This window comes from Pseudomonas sp. P4795, from assembly GCF_048822895.1.
Taxonomy (GTDB): Bacteria; Pseudomonadota; Gammaproteobacteria; order Pseudomonadales; family Pseudomonadaceae; genus Aquipseudomonas.
Map to the genome: position 1 here is coordinate 634,642 of NZ_JBMFBT010000005.1, position 20,340 is coordinate 654,981.

At 61.1% G+C, this 20,340-nt stretch carries 4 protein-coding genes; 1 reads left to right on the top strand and 3 read right to left on the bottom strand.

Translation table 11 applies throughout. The annotated features are described in order from the left end of the window. Positions 1-242: 242 nt before the first annotated feature. From ACOI8A_RS17965 to ACOI8A_RS17975, 3 genes are read right to left on the bottom strand one after another with little or no spacing between them, the layout of a single operon-like run. A complete protein-coding gene (locus ACOI8A_RS17965; protein WP_420651006.1) occupies positions 243-1,610 on the bottom strand; it encodes an HlyD family type I secretion periplasmic adaptor subunit in 1,368 nt (455 codons plus the stop codon). Further along, on the bottom strand, positions 1,600-3,756 hold the full coding sequence (locus ACOI8A_RS17970; RefSeq protein ID WP_420651007.1) for a type I secretion system permease/ATPase: 2,157 nt from the start codon (positions 3,754-3,756) through the stop codon (positions 1,600-1,602). Before ACOI8A_RS17970 ends, ACOI8A_RS17965 begins: the two co-directional genes overlap by 11 nt. A 33-nt stretch (positions 3,757-3,789) precedes the next feature. Then, the gene (locus ACOI8A_RS17975; protein WP_420651008.1) at positions 3,790-5,142 is read right to left on the bottom strand and encodes a TolC family outer membrane protein; all 1,353 of its coding nucleotides are present in this window, start codon (positions 5,140-5,142) and stop codon (positions 3,790-3,792) included. Positions 5,143-5,500: 358 nt separating this feature from the next. Between ACOI8A_RS17975 and ACOI8A_RS17980 the strand changes: the two genes are divergently transcribed. After that, the gene (locus ACOI8A_RS17980; protein ID WP_420651009.1) at positions 5,501-20,233 is read left to right on the top strand and encodes a retention module-containing protein; all 14,733 of its coding nucleotides are present in this window, start codon (positions 5,501-5,503) and stop codon (positions 20,231-20,233) included. The last annotated feature ends 107 nt before the right edge of the window (positions 20,234-20,340 follow it).

Consider the following 20,340-nt stretch of genomic DNA (forward strand, 5'->3'; position numbering starts at 1 on the left):
AAGAAGTGGTTTTTAAATACTTTTAACGAATAACCCTATGGCGAATGGTGTGGGATGAACTGGATGGTGAGTGACGTTTTGTGTCACTTATTGGCTTAAACGCGCTGCGCTGCGTCCCCGGTAGGAGCTGCGGAACGCTGCGATCTTTTGATTTGGATTGTAAAAAACAGGATCAAAAGATCGCAGCCTCGTTTCACTCGACAGCTCCTACAGGGCTTGCTCGCAGTGAGACTGATAGAGAATTAGCGCTCGTGCAGCGCCTCAGCCCGCGCGCGGATGATCGGCTTGAGCAGATAGCTCAGCACGGTCTTCTTGCCGGTGATGATGTCCACCGACGCCACCATCCCCGGGATGATCAGCAGCGGCTTCTCGTCAGTCCCCAAGTGGCTCCGATCAGTACGCAGCTTGATAATGTAGTAAGTGGTTTTCTTGTCTTCATCGGTGATGGTGTCGGCGCCGATCTGCTCGAGCTTGGCTTTCAGCCCGCCATAAATCGTGTAGTCGTACGCGGTGAATTTCACCGTCGCTTCCTGGCCCGGATGCAGGAACGCGATGTCCTGCGGACGGATTTTCGCCTCGACCAGCAAGGTGTCATCCAGCGGGACGATTTCCAGCAGATCGCTGCCCGGCTGGATCACGCCGCCGATGGTGTTGACCAGCATCTTGTTGACGATCCCGCGTACTGGCGAGGTAACCAGCGTGCGGCTGACCCGGTCTTCCAGCGCTTTGCCGGTGGCCTGGGCCTTGTTCAGGTCGGTGCGCGCTTCGTTGAGTTGAGTCAGCGCTTCGCTGCGGAATTTGCCGCGCGTCTCGTCGACTTTGCGCTGCACTTCCTTGATCGCCGACTCGGCGCGCGGAATTGCCAGCGTGGTGGCGTCGAGCTGACCACGGGTTTCCACTTCGGCACGCTTGAGGCGCAGCACTTCAACCGGGGAGACCGCGCCCTGCGCCACCAGCGGCTCGGACATGTTGATTTCCTGACGCTGCAAGCTCAGTTGCTGACGATATTGCGCCTGCTTGGAGCTGAACTCGCGCAACTCTTGCTGACGCTGAATCAACTGCTCCTGCAAACCGCCAATCTCGTCGTGCAACTGCTGGCGACGGCTGATGTACAGCGACTCTTCGCTTTTCGCCTGGCCGGGCACGGCTTTGACCACGTCTTCGGGGAAACTCAGCGGACGGTCATCGACCTCGGCGCTCAAGCGCTCGACGCGCAGCAACATCGACTGCCGATCAGCCTCGGTTTCGCCAACGTTGGAGGCGAAACGTGTGTCGTCCAGACGAATCAGCGGTGCGCCGGCCTCGACGATCTGGCCTTCCTTGACGAACAGTTCCGAGACAATCCCGCCCTCAAGGTTCTGGATTTTCTGGATCTTCGACGATGGAATCGCCTTGCCGTCGCCCTTGGTCACTTCGTCGATCACGGCGAAGTTGGCCCACAGCATCAGAAACACGAAGAAACCGATGATTGCCCAAATCGTCAGCCGCACCACGCGTGGCGCATCTTCGATCAAGGCCTTGTTGACCTCGGGCAGCGGCTGGCCCTGCAACGACGCCGAGCCTTTGAAGTAGCGACGAATCGAATCCTTGAAACCCGACTTAAGCAACACTGATCTGCCCCTTCTTCAACGCTTCCATCACTGCGGCTTTCGGGCCGTCGGCGAGAATCTGCCCGCGATCGATCACCAGCAGGCGATCCACCAGCGACAGCAACGAAGCACGGTGCGTCACCAGCACCACGGTCTTGTTTTCAATCACGGCCGCGAGGCGTTGTTTGAGGCGTTCTTCGCCAGTGTTGTCCATGGCACTGGTTGGCTCATCCATCAACAGGATCGGCGGATTGAGCAACAGCGCCCGCGCCAGGGCAACGTTCTGGCGTTGGCCGCCGGACAGGTTCTGTCCGCGCTCGCCGACTTGCAGCTCGTAGCCTTGCGGATGCAGACGGGCGAATTCGTGCACGCCGGCCAATTCGGCGGCTTGCAGCACCAGCTCGTCTTCAACGTAACGCGCGCCGGAAACCAGGTTGTCGCGCAGGGTCCCGGCCAGCAGCTGGATGTCCTGCGGCACGTAGCCAATGTTGTAACGCAGCTCGCTGACGTCGATCTGGCGGATATCCACACCATCGACCAACAAAGCGCCGTCATCCGGCTGATACAGACCCACCAACAGTTTAGCCAAAGAGCTTTTGCCCGAGCCGCTGCGGCCGATGATGCCGATCTTCTCGCCGGGACGGATCACCAGGTTGATGTTCTTCAGCGCCGGGTTTTGCTGCTCGGGATAAGTGAAGTTGAGCTGGCGGCATTCGATGGCGCCTTGCAGAACCTTGCGGCTCAGCGGGCGTTCTTCGAAGTTGCGTTCTTGCGGCAGCTCCATCATCTGATCGACCGAAGTCATGGTTACGCGGGCTTGCTGGTAACGGGTCAACAGACCGGATAGCGAGGCCAACGGACTCAGAGCGCGGCCGCTGAGCATGTAGCAGGCGATCAGACCGCCCATGCTCAGGTTGCCGGCGATGATCTGGTACACGCCGAAGACGATCATGATCACCCCGGCCAGTTGCTGGATCAGCAGGGTGATGTTCATCGCCAGACCGGAAAGCATTTTCACTCGCAGCTCGAGGCGGCTGAGGGTACCGATGGTCTGTTCCCACTGGTACTGACGTTCGCTTTCGGCGTTGTTGACCTTGACCGCGTCGAGGCCGGCGAGGGTTTCGATCAGGCTCGACTGGCGCTCGGCGCCAAGCGCCATGGTGCGTTCCATGGTCGCGACCAGTGGTTTCTGCAACGCGTAGCCGATCAGCAGGGCAATCGGGAACGCCAGCACCGGGATCCACACCAGATGCCCGCCGAGAATCGCGATGACAATGAAGATCAGGATGGTGAACGGCAGGTCGATCAGGCTGGTCAGGGTCAGCGAAGCGAGGAAGTCGCGCAGGCTCTGAAACTCATGGATGTTCTGCGCGAAGCTGCCGACCCGCGCCGGGCGGTATTTCATCGACATGCCGACGATGCGCTCGAACAGCGTGGCCGAGATGATCAGGTCGGTTTTCTTGCCGGCCAGATCCAGGCACAGACTGCGCAGGCTCTTGAGGATCAGGTCGAACATGTAGGCGCCGGTGATGCCCAGTGCGAGTACCCACAGGGTTGCTTCGGCCTGGTTCGGTACCACGCGGTCGTAGACGTTCATCACGAACAGCGGCGCGGCCATGGCGATGATGTTGATCAGGAAACTGGCGGCGATGGCGTCGACATACAGCCAGCGCGAACGCTTGAGGGTGTCGCGAAACCACGAACGCGCGCGCGGGATCAGCGTGCCGTGGTTGACGTCGAATTTGTGCTGCGGCTGGGCGAAGAACACTTTGCCGAGGTAATCGTCGGCCAGCAGTTCGCGGTTGACCAAGGATTCGCCGCCATCGCTTTCGCTGAGCAGCACCCGAGCTTCGTTTTCACCCTGCCAGCCGAGCAGTACGGCACTGCGGCCATCCTTGAGCAGCAACAGCGCGGGCATCGCAATCGCCGGAATCTCTTCCAGTTTTCGTTGCAACACCCGCCCTTGCAGGCCGGCGCGCGCCGCTGCACGCGGCAGCAGCTCGACACTCAGGCGTTGTTTGGGCAGCGGCAGGCCGGTGGTGAGCATCGCCGCGCTGGCGGGTTTCTGGTGCAGCATGCAAAGAGCGAGCAGACCATCCAGTAAAGGATCGTCGTGCAACGCGCGTGGATCATGACTGAGATTAACTCGACTGACTTCTGATTCCACGCTCGGCACTCTTAACTGTTGAAAGGGGACAACTCAATTCATCCCAGGCAGTTGAACCTTGGGCTTCACGTCGTTCTGCACAACGGATGCCAATGGCGCGACCACTCCTTGGCTTTTGAGTAACTCGCCCATGGTCGCCTTGATTCGGTACTGAGTAAATAACTGAATGTTCTGGATTTCGGCCAGACGGCGCGAAGCCGTGAACAGTTCGTTTTCACTGTCGAGCAAATCCAGCAGGGTGCGCTCGCCGAGGCTGAACTGACGCTGGTACGCGGTACGCACCGAGGTGCTGTGATCGACGTACTGCTGCGCGATCGGCACTTGGGCATTGGCGTTGTTCAGAGCGTTCCAGGCCAGACCGAGTTCTTCGTTCAACTGGCGCAAAGCGTTGTTGCGGATGTCCAGCGCCTGATTCGCCAGGTAGGACTTGGATTCCAGATCAGCCTTGTTGCTGCCACCCGAATACAGGTTGAAACGCATGCGCAGCATGGCCTGCCATTCGTTGTTGTGACCGTTCTGGCCGTCGAGGTCGTTGTCGGCAGAGCGGCCCAGTTCAGCGTCAAAGCGTGGGTAGAAGGTCGACTTGGCGGTGGCGTACTGCTTTTCGGCGGCGGCGATATCGGACTCGGCCGAGCGCAGGATCGGGCTGTTTTCCAGCATTTGCGCACGGGCTTCATTCAGGTTGGCTGGCAACATCGCCATAAATGGAGCCGGGCGCTCAAGTTGGTCAGGCATCTGGCCAACGGCGCTGAGAAAGTTGGTTTCCGAGTCGGCGAGGTTAGTCTGCTCGGTGATCAGGTTGTTGCGCGCCTGGGCCATGCGCGCTTCGGCCTGATCGAGGTCAGCGCCGCTGCCGACACCCCGCTGGGTGCGCAACTGGATCTGGTCGTAAATGCGCTGGTGGCTCTTGAGGTTTTCCTCGGCCAGACGCACGAACTCGCGACGCGTCAGCACGTCGAGGTAAACCTGGGCCACGGTCAGCCCGGTGCGCTCGGAGGTGCCGAGCAGGGAGTAGGCACGGGAGTTAACGGTGGCTTGTTGACGCCCTACTTCACTCGACGTCGCAAAACCGTCAAAAACCATTTGCGAGAGACGCAAACTTGACTCGCTGCGGTTCAGAGTTTCCCAGTGGTTGCTGTTTCCACCCGAGCGGGTCGTGACGCTGTCGGTGCCTTCACGGCCATAACCGCCGAGCAGATCGACCTTCGGCAGGTATCCACCTTTGGCCGCTCTTAACTGATAATCCGCAGCCAAACGACTGTTGACCCCGGCCTGGATTTCCGGATGGACATCCATTGCCTGTTGCATCGCTTCTGGTAGGGATTGTGCTTGTACGAAAGAGGCGACGAGGGCGAAAGGTAGAGCCTTGAACAGTTGCGAACGCATGGTAAATGTTTCCCAGAACTTCTTGTCGTGAATCACAGCAAATAAGGGTGCTGCGTCGGATGATGGCAACCGGAATGACCGTATGTCGGAAAGTTTAAATTCGGAACTGGATCACATGCTGTAGGACAGGTCGCCGCTTAAATATCAATGTGACATTAGTGGGACGATTGTTTAGGATGGCACCCATAAGGTCAATAGTTTGGCATAAACTTAATCGCGAAAAAATATAGCCAGATTATTGACGCAAATCAGCGTCAATCTTGTTTCGCACATTTTAAAAGTACGTCCAGACTGAATTGGCAAAGGCGCCCGTCAGCCTATGGAAGTCAACTGAACGTGATACCCCGGAGAGTCTTCAATGAGCAGTGTTGTTGCCATCGTCAAAAGCATTGTCGGTCAGGTTTTCGTGGTGTCCCCAGAGGGCATCCGCCGCATTCTCGTTGAAGGCGACAAGCTATACGCTGGCGATCGAATCGACACCGGCGTATCCGGCGCCGTGTCGCTGGAACTGGCCGATGGCCGCACGCTCGATCTGGGCCGTGACACGCAGTGGAGCGCTGACGCTCCGGCCTCCAGCACCGATCTGGCAGAGGCCACCGCGCAAGCCGCGCCGTCGGTTGCTGAACTGCAGCAAGCCATCGCCGCCGGTGTCGACCCGACGACCGCGCTTGAAGCCACCGCTGCCGGCCCGACCGCCGCAGGCACTGGCGGTGCCGCCGGTGGTGGCCACAGCTTCGTGATGCTCGATGCAACCGCTGGCCGCGTCGATCCAACCATTGGTTTCCCGACCGCGGGTATCAACTCGGCCGGCCAGGCTGCGCTGGACATTACCGGCGGCCAGACCACCGACACCACCACCAACGCTGTGCGTGAGTCGACCCTGAGCCTCAGTGCCACGCCGACCATCACCGAAGCCGGCGGCGTGCTGGTGTACACCGCAACTCTGACTCAGGCGCCGCTGACCGACCTGACCATCACCCTGTCCAACGGCGCGGTGATCGTGATCCCGGCCGGTTCCACCACCGGCACCGTCAACGTCCCGCTGGCGCCGAACGACACCGTTTATAACGACCCGACCCAGATCGACGTAACCGTCACCGGCACCACCGGCGGCAGTGGCATCAACGTGACCCCGCCGACCACTCCGGCCGTGACTCAGGTCACCGACACCACCGACACCACCACCGTCACCCTGACCGCTGGCAACAGCGTCACCGAGGGCGGTCAGATCACCTACACCGCGACATTGACCAACCCGGCGCAGACGCCGGTCACTGTGACGCTGTCGAACGGCTCGACCATCACCATCGGCGCCGGTCAGACCACCGGCACCGTCAACGTGCCGACGCCGGCCAACGACGTTTACAACAACGGCAGCACCGTCACCACGACGATCACCGGCGCTAGCGGCGGTAACTTCGAACAGTTGACCCCTGATCCGACGCCGGCCGTGACCACTATTGTCGATTCGATCGACACCACCACCGTCACCCTGACCGCTGGCAACAGCGTCGTCGAGGGCGGTCAGATCACCTATACGGCGACCCTGACCAACCCGGCGCAGACGCCGGTCACTGTGACGCTGTCCAACGGCTCGACCATCACCATCGGCGCTGGCCAGACCACTGGCAGCGTCAACGTGCCGACGGCGGCCAACGACGTTTACAACAACGGCAGCACCGTTAGCACCACGATCACTTCCGCCACTGGCGGCAACTTCGAAAACCTGGTGCCAAATCCGGCGCCAGCGACCACCACCATTACCGATTCGATCGACAACACCGGGCTGACCCTCACTGCCACCGGCACCGTCGTCGAGGGTGGTCAGATCACCTACACCGCAACCTTGACCAACGTTGCGCAGACTCCGGTAACCGTGACCTTGAGCAACGGCTCGGTCATCACCATCGAGGCTGGTAAAACCACTGGCAGCGTCAACGTACCGACTGCGGCCAATGACGTTTACAACAACGGCAGCACCGTCAGCACCACGATCACTTCCGCCACTGGCGGCAATTTCGAGAACCTGGTACCTAACCCGGCCCCAGCGACCACCACCATCACCGATTCGAAAGACGACACTGGCCTGAGCTTGTCGGCATCGAGCGACGTGGCGGAAGGCGGTTCGATCGTTTACACCGCGACCCTGACCAATCCGGCTGGCACCCCAGTCACTGTGACGTTGAGCAACGGCGCGGTGATCACCATCGCCGCTGGCGCGACCACCGGCACCGTGAGCGTTCCAGCTCCGGCCGATGACGTCTATAAAGATGCTGGCAAAGTCGAAGCGACCATTTCGACAGCCACCGGTGGCAACTTCGAAAATCTGGTAACTGACCCGACGCCTGCGGTGACCAACGTTGCCGACACCATCGACACCTCGACCGTCAGCCTGACCGCCACCCCAACCGTGGCTGAAGGCGGCAACGTGGTCTACACCGCGTCCGTGACTGCACCGGTTACCGGTTCGCCAGTGGTCGTGACGCTGTCCAACGGCCAGACCATCACCATTCCGGTCGGCGCCAGCAGCGCTTCGGTGAACTTCGTTGCGCCTAACGATGCATTGGCCGGCGGCAGCTCCCTAAGCGTCAAGATCGACGACGCCAAGGGCGGCAACTACGAGAACCTGGCGGTTGATGGCAAACCGGCGGACACCTCGGTGACCGACGTCGTCGACACCACCAACCTGTCGCTGAGTGCGACTGGTTCCGTGGCTGAGGGTGGCTCGATTGTCTACACCGCAACCCTGACCAATCCGGCTGGCACGCCGCTGAACATCACCCTGAGCAACGGCTCGGTAATCACCATCGAGGCCGGTAAAACAACTGGCACCGTGACTGTTCCAGCGCCTGCCGATGACGTCTACAAAGACGCCGGCAAAGTCGAAGTTACGATCTCTAACACCTCCGGTGGCAACTTCGAGAACCTGGTGCCGAGCACCGTTCCGGCTGTTACCGAAGTGACCGACACCATCGACACTTCGACGGTGAAACTGACTGCCGATACAACTGTGGCTGAAGGTGGCACCGTCACCTACACCGCGACTGTTGGTGCGCCAGTGACCGGTTCGCCGGTTACAGTGACTTTGGCCAACGGCTCGACCATCACCATTGAAGTGGGTAAAACCACCGGTACCGTGACCACCGTCGCGCCGAACGACGCGCTGAACGGTCAGGCATCGCTGACCAACTCGATCACTGGCGTGGCGGGCGGCAACTACGAGAATCTGGTCGCCGACAAAACTCCGGTGAGCACCACGGTCACCGACACCGTAGACACCACCAATCTGTCGCTCAGCGCGACTGGTTCTGTGGCCGAGGGTGGCCAGATCACCTACACCGCGACGCTGACCAACGCCGCTGGCTCGCCTGTGACCGTGACGCTGAGCAATGGCTCGGTCATCACCATCGAGGCCGGCCAAACCACCGGCACCGTGACTGTTCCAGCGCCTGCCGATGACGTATACAAAGACGCCGGCACAGTCGAAGCGACCATAACCGGCGCGACGGGTGGCAACTTCGAGAACCTGGTTCCGAGCACCACGCCAGCCGTGACTAGCGTCACCGACACGGTAGACACGTCGACCGTCAAACTGACTGCCGATACGACTGTGACTGAAGGTGGCACCGTTACCTACACCGCAACTGTTGGTGCGCCAGTAACCGGCTCGCCGGTGACCGTGACTCTGGCCAATGGCTCGACCATTACCATCGGCGTCGGCCAGACCACCGGCACCGTGACCACCACCGCGTCGAACGATGCGTTGACCGGTCATGCACCGATCACCAACTCGATCACCAACGTGACCGGTGGCAACTTCGAAAACCTCGTCGCGGACAAAACACCGGTTTCGACCACCGTGACCGACACCGTCGACACCACTAACTTGTCGCTCAGCGCCACCGGTTCCGTGGCTGAGGGTGGCTCGATCGTATATACCGCTACCCTGACCAACGCCGCTGGCTCGCCAGTCACCGTGACCTTGTCGAACGGTGCTGTGATCACTATCGATGCCGGCAAAACCACTGGCACCGTGACCGTCCCAGCACCATCCGACGACGTCTACAAAGACGCCGGTAGCGTGCAGGCAACCATCAGCACTGCCAGCGGTGGCAACTTCGAGAACCTGGTGCCGAGTACTGTTCCGGCAGTTACCGAAGTGACCGACACCATCGACACTTCGACGGTGAAACTGACTGCCGATACAACTGTGGCTGAAGGTGGCACCGTCACCTACACCGCGACTGTTGGCGCGCCAGTAACCGGTTCGCCGGTTACAGTGACTTTGGCCAATGGCTCGACCATTACCATCGGCGTCGGCCAGACCACCGGCACCGTGACCACCACCGCGTCGAACGATGCGTTGACCGGTCATGCACCGATCACCAACTCGATCACCAACGTGACCGGTGGCAACTTCGAAAACCTCGTCGCGGACAAAACACCGGTTTCGACCACTGTGACCGACACCGTCGACACCACCAACCTGTCGCTGAGCGCGACCGGTTCCGTGGCCGAGGGTGGCTCGATCATCTACACCGCCACGCTGACCAACGCTGCGGGTTCGCCAGTCACCGTGACTCTGTCGAACGGTGCTATGATCACTATCGAAGCGGGCAAAACCACCGGCACCGTGGCTGTTCCAGCACCAACCGATGACGTTTACAAAGACGCCGGCGCCGTGCAGGCCACGATCAGCACCGCTACTGGCGGCAACTTCGAAAACCTGGTTCCGAGCACCGTTCCGGCCGTTACCGAAGTGACCGACACCATCGACACTTCGACCGTCAAACTGACTGCCGATACAACTGTGGCCGAGGGTGGCACCGTCACCTACACCGCGACTGTTGGCGCGCCAGTAACCGGTTCGCCGGTTACAGTGACTTTGGCCAACGGCTCGACCATCACCATTGAAGTGGGTAAAACCACCGGCACCGTGACCACCGTCGCGCCGAACGATGCGTTGACCGGTCAGGCATCGCTGACCAATTCGATCACTGGCGTGACGGGCGGCAACTACGAAAACCTCGTGGCCGATAAAACTCCGGTCAGCACGACAGTGACTGACACCGTCGACACCACCAATCTGTCGCTCAGCGCCACTGGTTCCGTGGCCGAGGGTGGCTCGATCATCTACACCGCAACCCTGACCAACGCCGCTGGTTCACCAGTCAACGTGACTCTGAGCAACGGCGCTGTAATCACTATCGAAGCCGGTAAAACCACTGGCACCGTAACCGTCCCAGCACCTGCCGATGACGTCTATAAAGACGCCGGCAAAGTCGAAGCAACCATTACCGGCGCAACCGGCGGCAACTTCGAGAACCTGGTTCCGAGCACCGTTCCGGCCGTTACCGAAGTGACCGACACCATCGACACTTCGACCGTCAAACTGACTGCCGATACAACTGTTGCTGAAGGTGGCACCGTCACCTACACCGCCACTGTTGGCGCGCCAGTCACCGGTTCGCCGGTGACCGTGACCCTGGCTAATGGCTCGACCATCACCATCGGCGTCGGCCAGACCACCGGCACCGTGACCACCACCGCGCCGAATGATGCGCTGACCGGCAACGCGCCTCTGACCAACTCGATCACCAATGTGACTGGCGGCAACTACGAAAACCTCGTGGCGGATAAAACCCCTGTCAGCACCACCGTGACCGACACGATCGACACCACCAACTTGTCGCTGAGCGCCACGGGCTCTGTGGCCGAGGGTGGCCAGATCACCTACACCGCGACGCTGACCAACGCTGCCGGCTCGCCGGTTACCGTGACCTTGTCGAACGGCGCCATCATCACCATCGACGCCGGCAAAACCACTGGCACCGTGACCGTTCCAGCGCCTGCCGATGACGTCTACAAAGACGCCGGCAAAGTCGAAGCGACCATCACCGGCGCAACCGGCGGCAACTTCGAGAACCTGGTGCCAAGCACCGTTCCAGCCGTCACCGAAGTCACCGACACCGTCGATACCTCGACCGTTTCGCTGAGCGCCACCGCGAACGTCGCCGAAGGCGAAACCGTGGTTTACACCGCGACCGTGACCGCACCAGTAACCGGCTCGCCGGTTGTCGTCACGCTGTCCAACGGCCAGACAATCACTATCGCCGTCGGCGAAACCACTGGCAGCGTCAACTTCGTCGCGCCGAACAGCCCATTGGCTGGCGGCAGCTCGCTGAGCGTCACCATTGACGGCGCCACTGGCGGCAACTACGAAAAACTGGTGACGGACGGCAAGCCAGCCGACACCTCGGTTTCGGACACCAACGACACCACCAACCTGAACCTGACCGCTAGCGACTCGGTGGCTGAAGGTGGTTCGATCGTCTACACCGCGACCCTGACCAACCCGGCCGGCACGCCGGTCACCGTCACTCTGTCGAACGGTGCTGTCATTACCATCGAAGCGGGCAAAACCACCGGCACGGTTACCGTTCCGGCACCAGCCGATGACGTTTACAAGGATGCAGGCAAAGTCGAAGCGACCATTTCGACGGCCACTGGCGGCAACTTCGAGAACCTGGTGCCGAGTACTGTTCCGGCGGTCACTAACGTCACCGATACCATCGACACCACGACGGTCAAACTGACCGCGACTGAGTCGGCGGCTGAGGGTGGCGTGGTTACTTACACCGCGACTGTTGGCGCACCGGTTACTGGTTCGCCGGTCACCGTGACTCTGGCCAACGGCCAGACCATCACCATCGGCGTTGGCCAGACCACTGGCACCGCGACAGCTACCGCGTCGAACGATGCGTTGACCGGTCATGCACCGATCACCAACTCGATCACGGGCGTGACTGGCGGCAACTACGAGAACCTCGAAGCCGACAAGACGCCGGTCACGACTACGGTCACCGACACCGTCGACACCACAAACCTGTCGCTGAGCGCGACCGGTTCCGTGGCTGAAGGCGGTTCGATCACTTACACCGCCACGCTGACCAACGCGGCTGGCTCGCCAGTAACTGTAACTCTGAGCAATGGCGCGGTGATCACCATCGACGCCGGCAAAACCACCGGCACCGTGACCGTCCCAGCACCATCCGACGACGTCTACAAAGACGCCGGCAGCGTGCAGGCAACCATCAGCAACGCCACCGGTGGCAACTTCGAAAACCTGGTACCAAGCACCACGCCAGCCGTGACCAGCGTCACCGACACCATCGACACCACCGGCGTGAAACTGACTGCAACCGGCACCGTGGCTGAAGGCGGCACCGTCACATACACCGCTACCGTCGGTGCCCCAGTGACCGGCTCGCCTGTGGTCGTGACTCTGGCCAACGGCCAGACCATCACCATCGGCGTTGGCCAGACCACTGGCACCGCGACTACTACCGCGTCGAACGATGCGCTGACCGGTCATGCACCGATCACCAACTCGATCACCACCGTAGCCGGTGGCAACTTCGAAAACCTCGTTGCGGACAAAACTCCGGTCAGCACCACCGTGACCGACACCGTCGACACCACTAACTTGTCGCTCAGTGCGACCGGTTCCGTGGCTGAGGGCGGTTCGATTGTCTACACCGCGACACTGACCAACGCCGCTGGCTCGCCAGTGACCGTTACCTTGTCGAACGGCGCTGTGATCACCATCGATGCCGGCAAAACCACTGGCACCGTGACCGTCCCAGCACCATCCGACGACGTCTACAAAGACGCCGGCAGCGTGCAAGCAACCATCAGCACCGCCACCGGTGGCAACTTCGAAAACCTGGTACCATACACCACGCCAGCCGTGACCAGCGTCACCGACACCATCGACACCACCGGCGTGAAACTGACTGCAACCGGTACCGTGGCCGAAGGCGGCACCGTCACTTATACCGCTACCGTCGGTGCCCCAGTGACCGGCTCGCCTGTGGTCGTGACTCTGGCCAACGGCCAGACCATCACCATCGGCGTTGGCGAGACCACTGGCACCGCGACCACCACCGCGCCGAATGATGCGCTGACCGGTCATGCACCGATCACCAACTCGATCACCACCGTGACCGGTGGCAACTTCGAAAACCTCGTCGCGGACAAAACACCGGTTTCGACCACCGTGACCGACACCGTCGACACCACTAACTTGTCGCTCAGCGCGACCGGTTCTGTGGCCGAGGGCGGTTCGATCATCTACACCGCAACCCTGACCAACGCCGCTGGCTCGCCAGTGACCGTTACCTTGTCAAACGGTGCTGTCATCACCATCGATGCCGGCAAAACCACTGGCACCGTGACTGTTCCAGCACCAACCGATGACGTTTACAAAGACGCCGGTACCGTGCAGGCCACCATCAGCACTGCCACCGGTGGCAACTTCGAGAACCTGGTACCAAGCACAACGCCAGCCGTGACCAACGTCACCGACACCATCGACACCACTGGCGTGAAGCTGACTGCGACCGGTACCGTGGCCGAAGGTGGCACCGTCACTTACACCGCCACCGTCGGTGCTCCAGTGACCGGCTCGCCTGTTGTGGTGACTTTGGCCAACGGCCAGACCATCACCATCGGCGTCGGCCAAACCACTGGCACCGCGACAGCTACCGCGTCGAACGATGCGCTGACCGGTCATGCACCGATCACCAACTCGATCACCAACGTGACGGGCGGCAACTTCGAAAATCTCGTAGCCGACAAGACTCCGGTTTCGACCACAGTTACAGACACCGTCGACACCACCAACCTCTCGCTCAGCGCGACCGGTTCTGTGGCCGAGGGCGGTTCGATTGTCTACACCGCCACGCTGACCAACGCGGCTGGCTCGCCAGTCACCGTGACTCTGTCGAACGGCGCTGTGATCACCATCGACGCCGGCAAAACCACCGGCACCGTGACCGTCCCAGCACCATCCGACGATGTCTACAAAGACGCCGGCAGCGTACAAGCAACCATCAGCACTGCCACCGGTGGCAATTTCGAAAACCTGGTACCAAGCACAACGCCAGCCGTGACCAGCGTCACCGACACCATCGACACCACGGGCGTGAAGCTGACGGCAACCGGCACCGTGGCCGAGGGAGGCACCGTCACTTACACCGCGACCGTCGGTGCCCCAGTGACCGGCTCGCCTGTCGTCGTGACCCTGGCCAACGGCCAGACCATCACCATCGGCGTTGGCCAGACCACTGGCACCGCGACCACCACCGCGTCGAACGATGCGTTGACCGGTCATGCACCGATTACCAACTCGATCACCACCGTAACGGGCGGCAACTTCGAAAACCTCGTAGCCGACAAGACTCCAGTCAGCACTACCGTCACCGACACCGTCGACACCACCAACCTGTCGCTGACCGCTACCAATTCGGTCGCCGAGGGTGGCTCGATCGTCTACACCGCTACCCTGACCAACGCCGCTGGCTCGCCAGTCACCGTGACTCTGTCGAACGGCGCAGTGATCACCATCGATGCTGGCAAAACCACCGGCACCGTGACCGTCCCAGCGCCATCCGACGACGTCTATAAAGACGCCGGCAGCGTGCAGGCAACCATCAGCACTGCCACCGGTGGCAATTTCGAAAACCTGGTACCAAGCACCACGCCAGCCGTGACCAGCGTCACCGACACCATCGATACAACGGGCGTGAAGCTGACTGCGACCGGTACCGTGGCCGAAGGTGGCACCGTCACATACACCGCCACCGTCGGTGCTCCAGTGACCGGCTCGCCTGTTGTCGTGACTCTGGCCAACGGCCAGACCATCACCATCGGCGTTGGCCAGACCTCTGGCACCGCGACCACTACCGCGTCGAACGATGCGCTGACCGGTCATGCACCGATCACCAACTCGATCACCACCGTGACCGGTGGCAACTTCGAAAACCTCGTAGCCGACAAGACGCCGGTTAGCACCACCGTGACCGACACCGTCGACACCACCAACCTGTCGCTCAGCGCCACTGGTTCCGTGGCCGAGGGCGGTTCGATCGTCTACACCGCTACCCTGACCAACGCTGCTGGTTCGCCAGTGACCGTGACTCTGAGCAACGGCGCTGTCATCACCATCGACGCAGGCAAAACTACCGGCACTGTGACCGTCCCTGCCCCGACTGACGACGTCTACAAAGACGCCGGCACCGTGCAGGCCACGATCAGCACCGCCACCGGTGGCAATTTCGAAAACCTGGTACCAAGCACCACGCCAGTCGTAACCAGGGTTACCGACACCATCGACACCACTGGCGTGAAGCTGACTGCAACCGGTACCGTAGCCGAAGGCGGCACCGTCACTTACACCGCTACCGTCGGTGCTCCAGTGACCGGCTCGCCTGTCGTGGTGACGTTGGCCAACGGCCAGACCATCACCATCGGCGTCGGCCAGACCACCGGCACCGCGACAACTACCGCGTCGAACGATGCGCTGACCGGTCATGCACCGATCACCAACTCGATCACCACCGTGACCGGTGGCAACTTCGAGAATCTGGTTGCCGACAAAACGCCGGTTTCGACCACGGTCACCGACACTGTTGACACCACCAATCTGTCGCTCAGCGCCACCGGTTCCGTGGCGGAAGGTGGTTCGATTGTCTACACCGCAACCCTGACTAACGCCGCTGGTTCGCCAGTGACCGTGACTCTGAGCAACGGCGCTGCCATCACCATCGACGCAGGCAAAACTACCGGCACTGTGACCGTCCCAGCACCATCCGACGACGTCTACAAAGACGCCGGCAGCGTGCAGGCCACGATCAGCACCGCCACCGGTGGCAACTTCGAAAATCTGGTCCCAAGCACCACGCCAGCCGTGACCAGCGTCACCGACACCATCGACACAACGGGCGTGAAGCTGACGGCAACCGGCACCGTGGCCGAGGGAGGCACCGTCACTTACACCGCGACCGTCGGCGCTCCGGTGACTGGCTCCCCTGTCGTGGTGACTTTGGCCAACGGCCAGACCATCACCATCGGCGTCGGCCAGACCACTGGCACCGCGACAGCTACCGCGTCGAACGATGCGTTGACCGGCCATGCGCCGATCACCAACTCGATCACCACCGTGACGGGCGGCAACTTCGAAAACCTCGTAGCCGACAAGACTCCAGTCAGCACTACCGTCACCGACACCGTCGACACCACCAACCTGTCGCTGACCGCTACCAATTCGGTCGCCGAGGGTGGTTCGATCATCTACACCGCGACGCTGACCAACGCTGCTGGCTCGCCAGTGACGGTGACCCTGAGCAACGGCGCCGTGATTACCATCGAAGCCGGTAAAACCACCGGCACCGTGTCTGTCCCGGCTCCGGCAGACGACGTCTACAAAGACGCCGGTACCGTGCAAGCAACCATCAGCACCGCCACCGGTGGCAACTTCGAAAAACTGGTCCCAAGCACAACACCAGCCGTGACCAATGTCACCGACACCATCGACACTGCTCAAGTCAGCATCACTGGCAGCACCTCGGTGACCGAAGGCCAGACCGCCAGCTACACCGTCAGCCTGACCCACCCGGCGCAGACCGACGTGACCCTGAAAATCGTCTACAGCGGCACTGCTGCCGACGGTTCGGACTTCACCGGGGTGTACACCGTGAAGATCCCGGCAGGCGCGAGCACCGCGACCTTCAACGTCGCGACCATCGATGACAAGATCACCGAAGGCACCGAGAACTTCGTGGTCAAGATCGATTCGGCGACGGGCGGCAACTTCGAAAATCTTGCGGTCAGCGCCACCAATGGCAGCGTCAGCACTTCGATCATCGACAACGATGCGCCGCCGGTCATCGACCTCGATGCCAACAATTCCAGCGGCGCTACCGGTGCCGATTACAAGGTGACCTTCACCGAAAACACACCGGGCGCGGGCGTGTCGATTGCCGACACCGATCTGAAGATCACCGACCCGGACAGCACCATGCTGACCGGCGCGACCGTGGTGCTGACCAACCGTCAGGACGGCGATGCGCTGAACCTCGGCAACAGCGTCAATGGCATCACCATTAATGCCAACAGCACCAACGGCACCGTGACCCTGACGCTGTCGGGCAACGCGACGCTCGCTGACTACATGCAGGCGATCAAGAACATCAGCTTCACCAACAGCAGTGACGACCCGAGCACCGTGCCGCGGATCATCACCGTGACCGTGACCGATGGCAGCAACTACTCCAACACCGCGACCACCACGGTCAACGTGGTGGCAGTCAACGATGCGCCGGTGGCTGCACCGGTCAATGTCACTGGCACCGAAGACACGCCGCTGATCCTCGGCTGGTCGACCTTCGGCGTCAGTGACGTCGACAGCCCGGCCGCCAGTCTCGGCGTGAAAATCACCCAGCTGCCGGGCGAAGGCAAACTGCAGTATCTGGACGGTTCGACCTGGAAAGACGTGGCCAACAATCAGACCTTCAGCAAGGCTGATATCGACGCCGGCAAACTGCGCTTCATGCCGGATGCCAACGAGTCGGGTGTCAACGGTTACGGCGGCAACGGTCTGGGCAACAACCAGGCTGACTACGCGCAGATCAAATTCCAGCCAACCGATGGCCAGGCGCTGGGCAACACCGGCACGATCAAGATCGACATCACGCCAGTGGCGGATGCTCCGACTCTGAACGTCGCTGATAACAGCGTGAAATCCACCGGGCTGATCAAGGAAGTCTGGACCGGCCTGTCGGGCCTCGGCACCAACGGCAATGGGGCAGATTCGACCACGCTGAAAAACGTGATCGACGGCGCAGGTAAGCCGAACTCCAGTGGGACAGTGAACAACGTGCAGTCCGATGGCAGCGTGACTGCGGGCACCGCGTCGAAAACTTCCGGCCTGATTTACCTCGAAGCCGGCAAGACCTACACCTTCAGCGGCATCGCTGATGACAGCCTGTTGATCACCATTGGTGGCAAAAACGTGGCCTCGGGTACCTGGGGCGCGGGCGGTGCGATCAACGGTTCGTTCACCCCGACCACCAGCGGCTACTACACGCTGGACATCTACCACCACAACCAGAGCGGCCCTGGTAGCTATAACGTTGACCTGTCGGTAAACGGCAGCACGCCGATCGACCTGAGCAGCGCCGGCGTGCCGCTGTACACCGGCGTGAAGGATCTGGCGAACGCCGGCGTGACCGTGTCGGATCTGCACGGCACCAACGGCGAAGGCTATTACGACGGCTACAAGCTCAACACCGGCGCCGAAGGTACCACGGTGAAACTGTCGTCGATCAGCACCGCGCTGACCGACACCGACGGTTCGGAAACCCTGAGCGTGAAAATCAGCGGCGCGCCAGTCGGCTCGGTTCTCAGCGACGGCGCGGGCCACAGCTTCACCGTGACCGCGAGCAACGGCGAAGCCAACGTCACCGGCTGGAACCTCGACAGCCTGACCGTGACCCCGCCGACGTATTACAACGGTCAGTTCAACCTGACCGTGACCTCGACTTCGACCGAAGCCGTCGGCGGATCGGCCAGCAGCACTGCGACCATCCCGGTCACCGTGGTGCCAGCGGTGTACAACGCCATCACCGCGACCTCGGCAGACGACACTGTCGTCGGCACCGATGGCAACGACATCGTCGTCGCCGACATCGGTGGTCTGACCGTCGTGCCGGGCACCAACTACAACATCGCGTTCATGGTCGACAGCTCGGGCAGCATGAGCGCTTCGTCGCTGAACGCGGCCAAGGACTCGCTGACGTCGGTGTTCAACACCCTCAAGCAAAGCATGGGCGGCAACTCGGGGACGGTGAACATCTTCCTCGTGGACTTCGATACCCAGATCAACAAATCGGTGTCGGTGAACCTCAACGACCCGAACGCGCTGACCTTGCTCAAAGCGGTACTGGATTCGATGGCGTCCGGCGGCGGCACCAACTATGAAGACGTGTTCAAAGCCACGGCGAACTTCTTCCAGAGCGCTGACGCGGTGGCCAACACCGGGGCGAAGAACCTCACGTACTTCATCACCGACGGCAAGCCGACTTACTACCAGACCGGCGAATCGACCAACCCGTACCTGTACGGCAATAAAACTCTCGACAGCCTGATCACCACCAACAACTACAAGTTGGGTACCGCGGTCAGCCTGACTCCGGACAGCACGCACCAGATTGATATCACTGCAGCGGGTGCTGTGACGGTGTGGACCAAGTCGGGTGGCAGCTGGTCGTATCAGAACTTCGGCACACTGCATGCGCAGGGCGACGGAACCTTTGAGTTCTCCGGCCTGGCGGGCACTGGTAGCACCACCGATTACTACACCAACAGCAACTCCAGCAGCAGCTTCACCTTGCTGAGCAATCTGTCGAACGTCGAAGCCATCGGCCTCAACAACGGTGTCAGCCTGAATGACCTGAAACCGTACGACTCGGACAAGACGCCGCAAACCAACATTGATCCGAAGGATCTGGCCAACTCGATCATCGGTCACACCGAAGCGACGTTGCCGGGTTCCGACACGGTCAATGGCGGCGACGGCAACGACATCCTGTTTGGCGATCTGGTGAGCTTCAACGGCATTGCTGGCGAGGGTTATCAGGCGATGCAGGCGTTCGTCGCCAAGGAAACCGGTGTCGATGTCAGCAAAGTCACCACCAGCAACGTGCACCAGTACATCACCGAGCACTATCAGGCATTCGATGTGTCCGGTGCGCACGATGGCAACGACACGCTGCTGGGCGGCGCGGGCAATGACATTCTGTTCGGCGCGGGCGGTAACGACACGCTCGACGGCGGCAAGGGCAATGACATCCTGCTCGGCGGCACTGGCAATGACACGCTGATGGGTGGTCCGGGTAACGACATCCTGATCGGTGGTTCCGGTGGCGACACGTTCGTCTGGAAATCCGGTGACACCGGCAACGACGTGATCAAGGACTTCAAGGCCAGCGAAGGTGACCGTATCGACCTGCGCGATCTGCTGCAAGGCGAGACCGGCAGCACCATCGACAACTTCCTCAAGATCAGCACGGTCGACGGCGTTTCGTCGCTGCAAGTCAGCTCGGGCGGCAAGTTCAACTCGGCCGACGCGGCAGCCGCCACGCCAGACGTGACGATCAAACTGGAAGGCAACAACTGGTCGAGCGCCAACATTCACAACTTGATCGCGGGTAGCGACCCGACCATCAAGGTCGATCACAACAACAGCTGATGCATGAACAAACGGCCGCCCCAATGGGGCGGCCGTCACGTTTGCGCCCGTCGCCCCGGTGACGATTCGCTCGGCGCACCGCATACTCGCGCGCAGTTGGCTATGCT

Bases quoted from the DNA above. Each gene is read 5' to 3' on its own strand.
- ACOI8A_RS17975 (WP_420651008.1), bottom strand. From the start codon at position 5,142: ATGCGTTCGCAACTGTTCAAGGCTCTACCTTTCGCCCTCGTCGCCTCT.
- ACOI8A_RS17980 (WP_420651009.1), top strand. From the start codon at position 5,501: ATGAGCAGTGTTGTTGCCATCGTCAAAAGCATTGTCGGTCAGGTTTTC.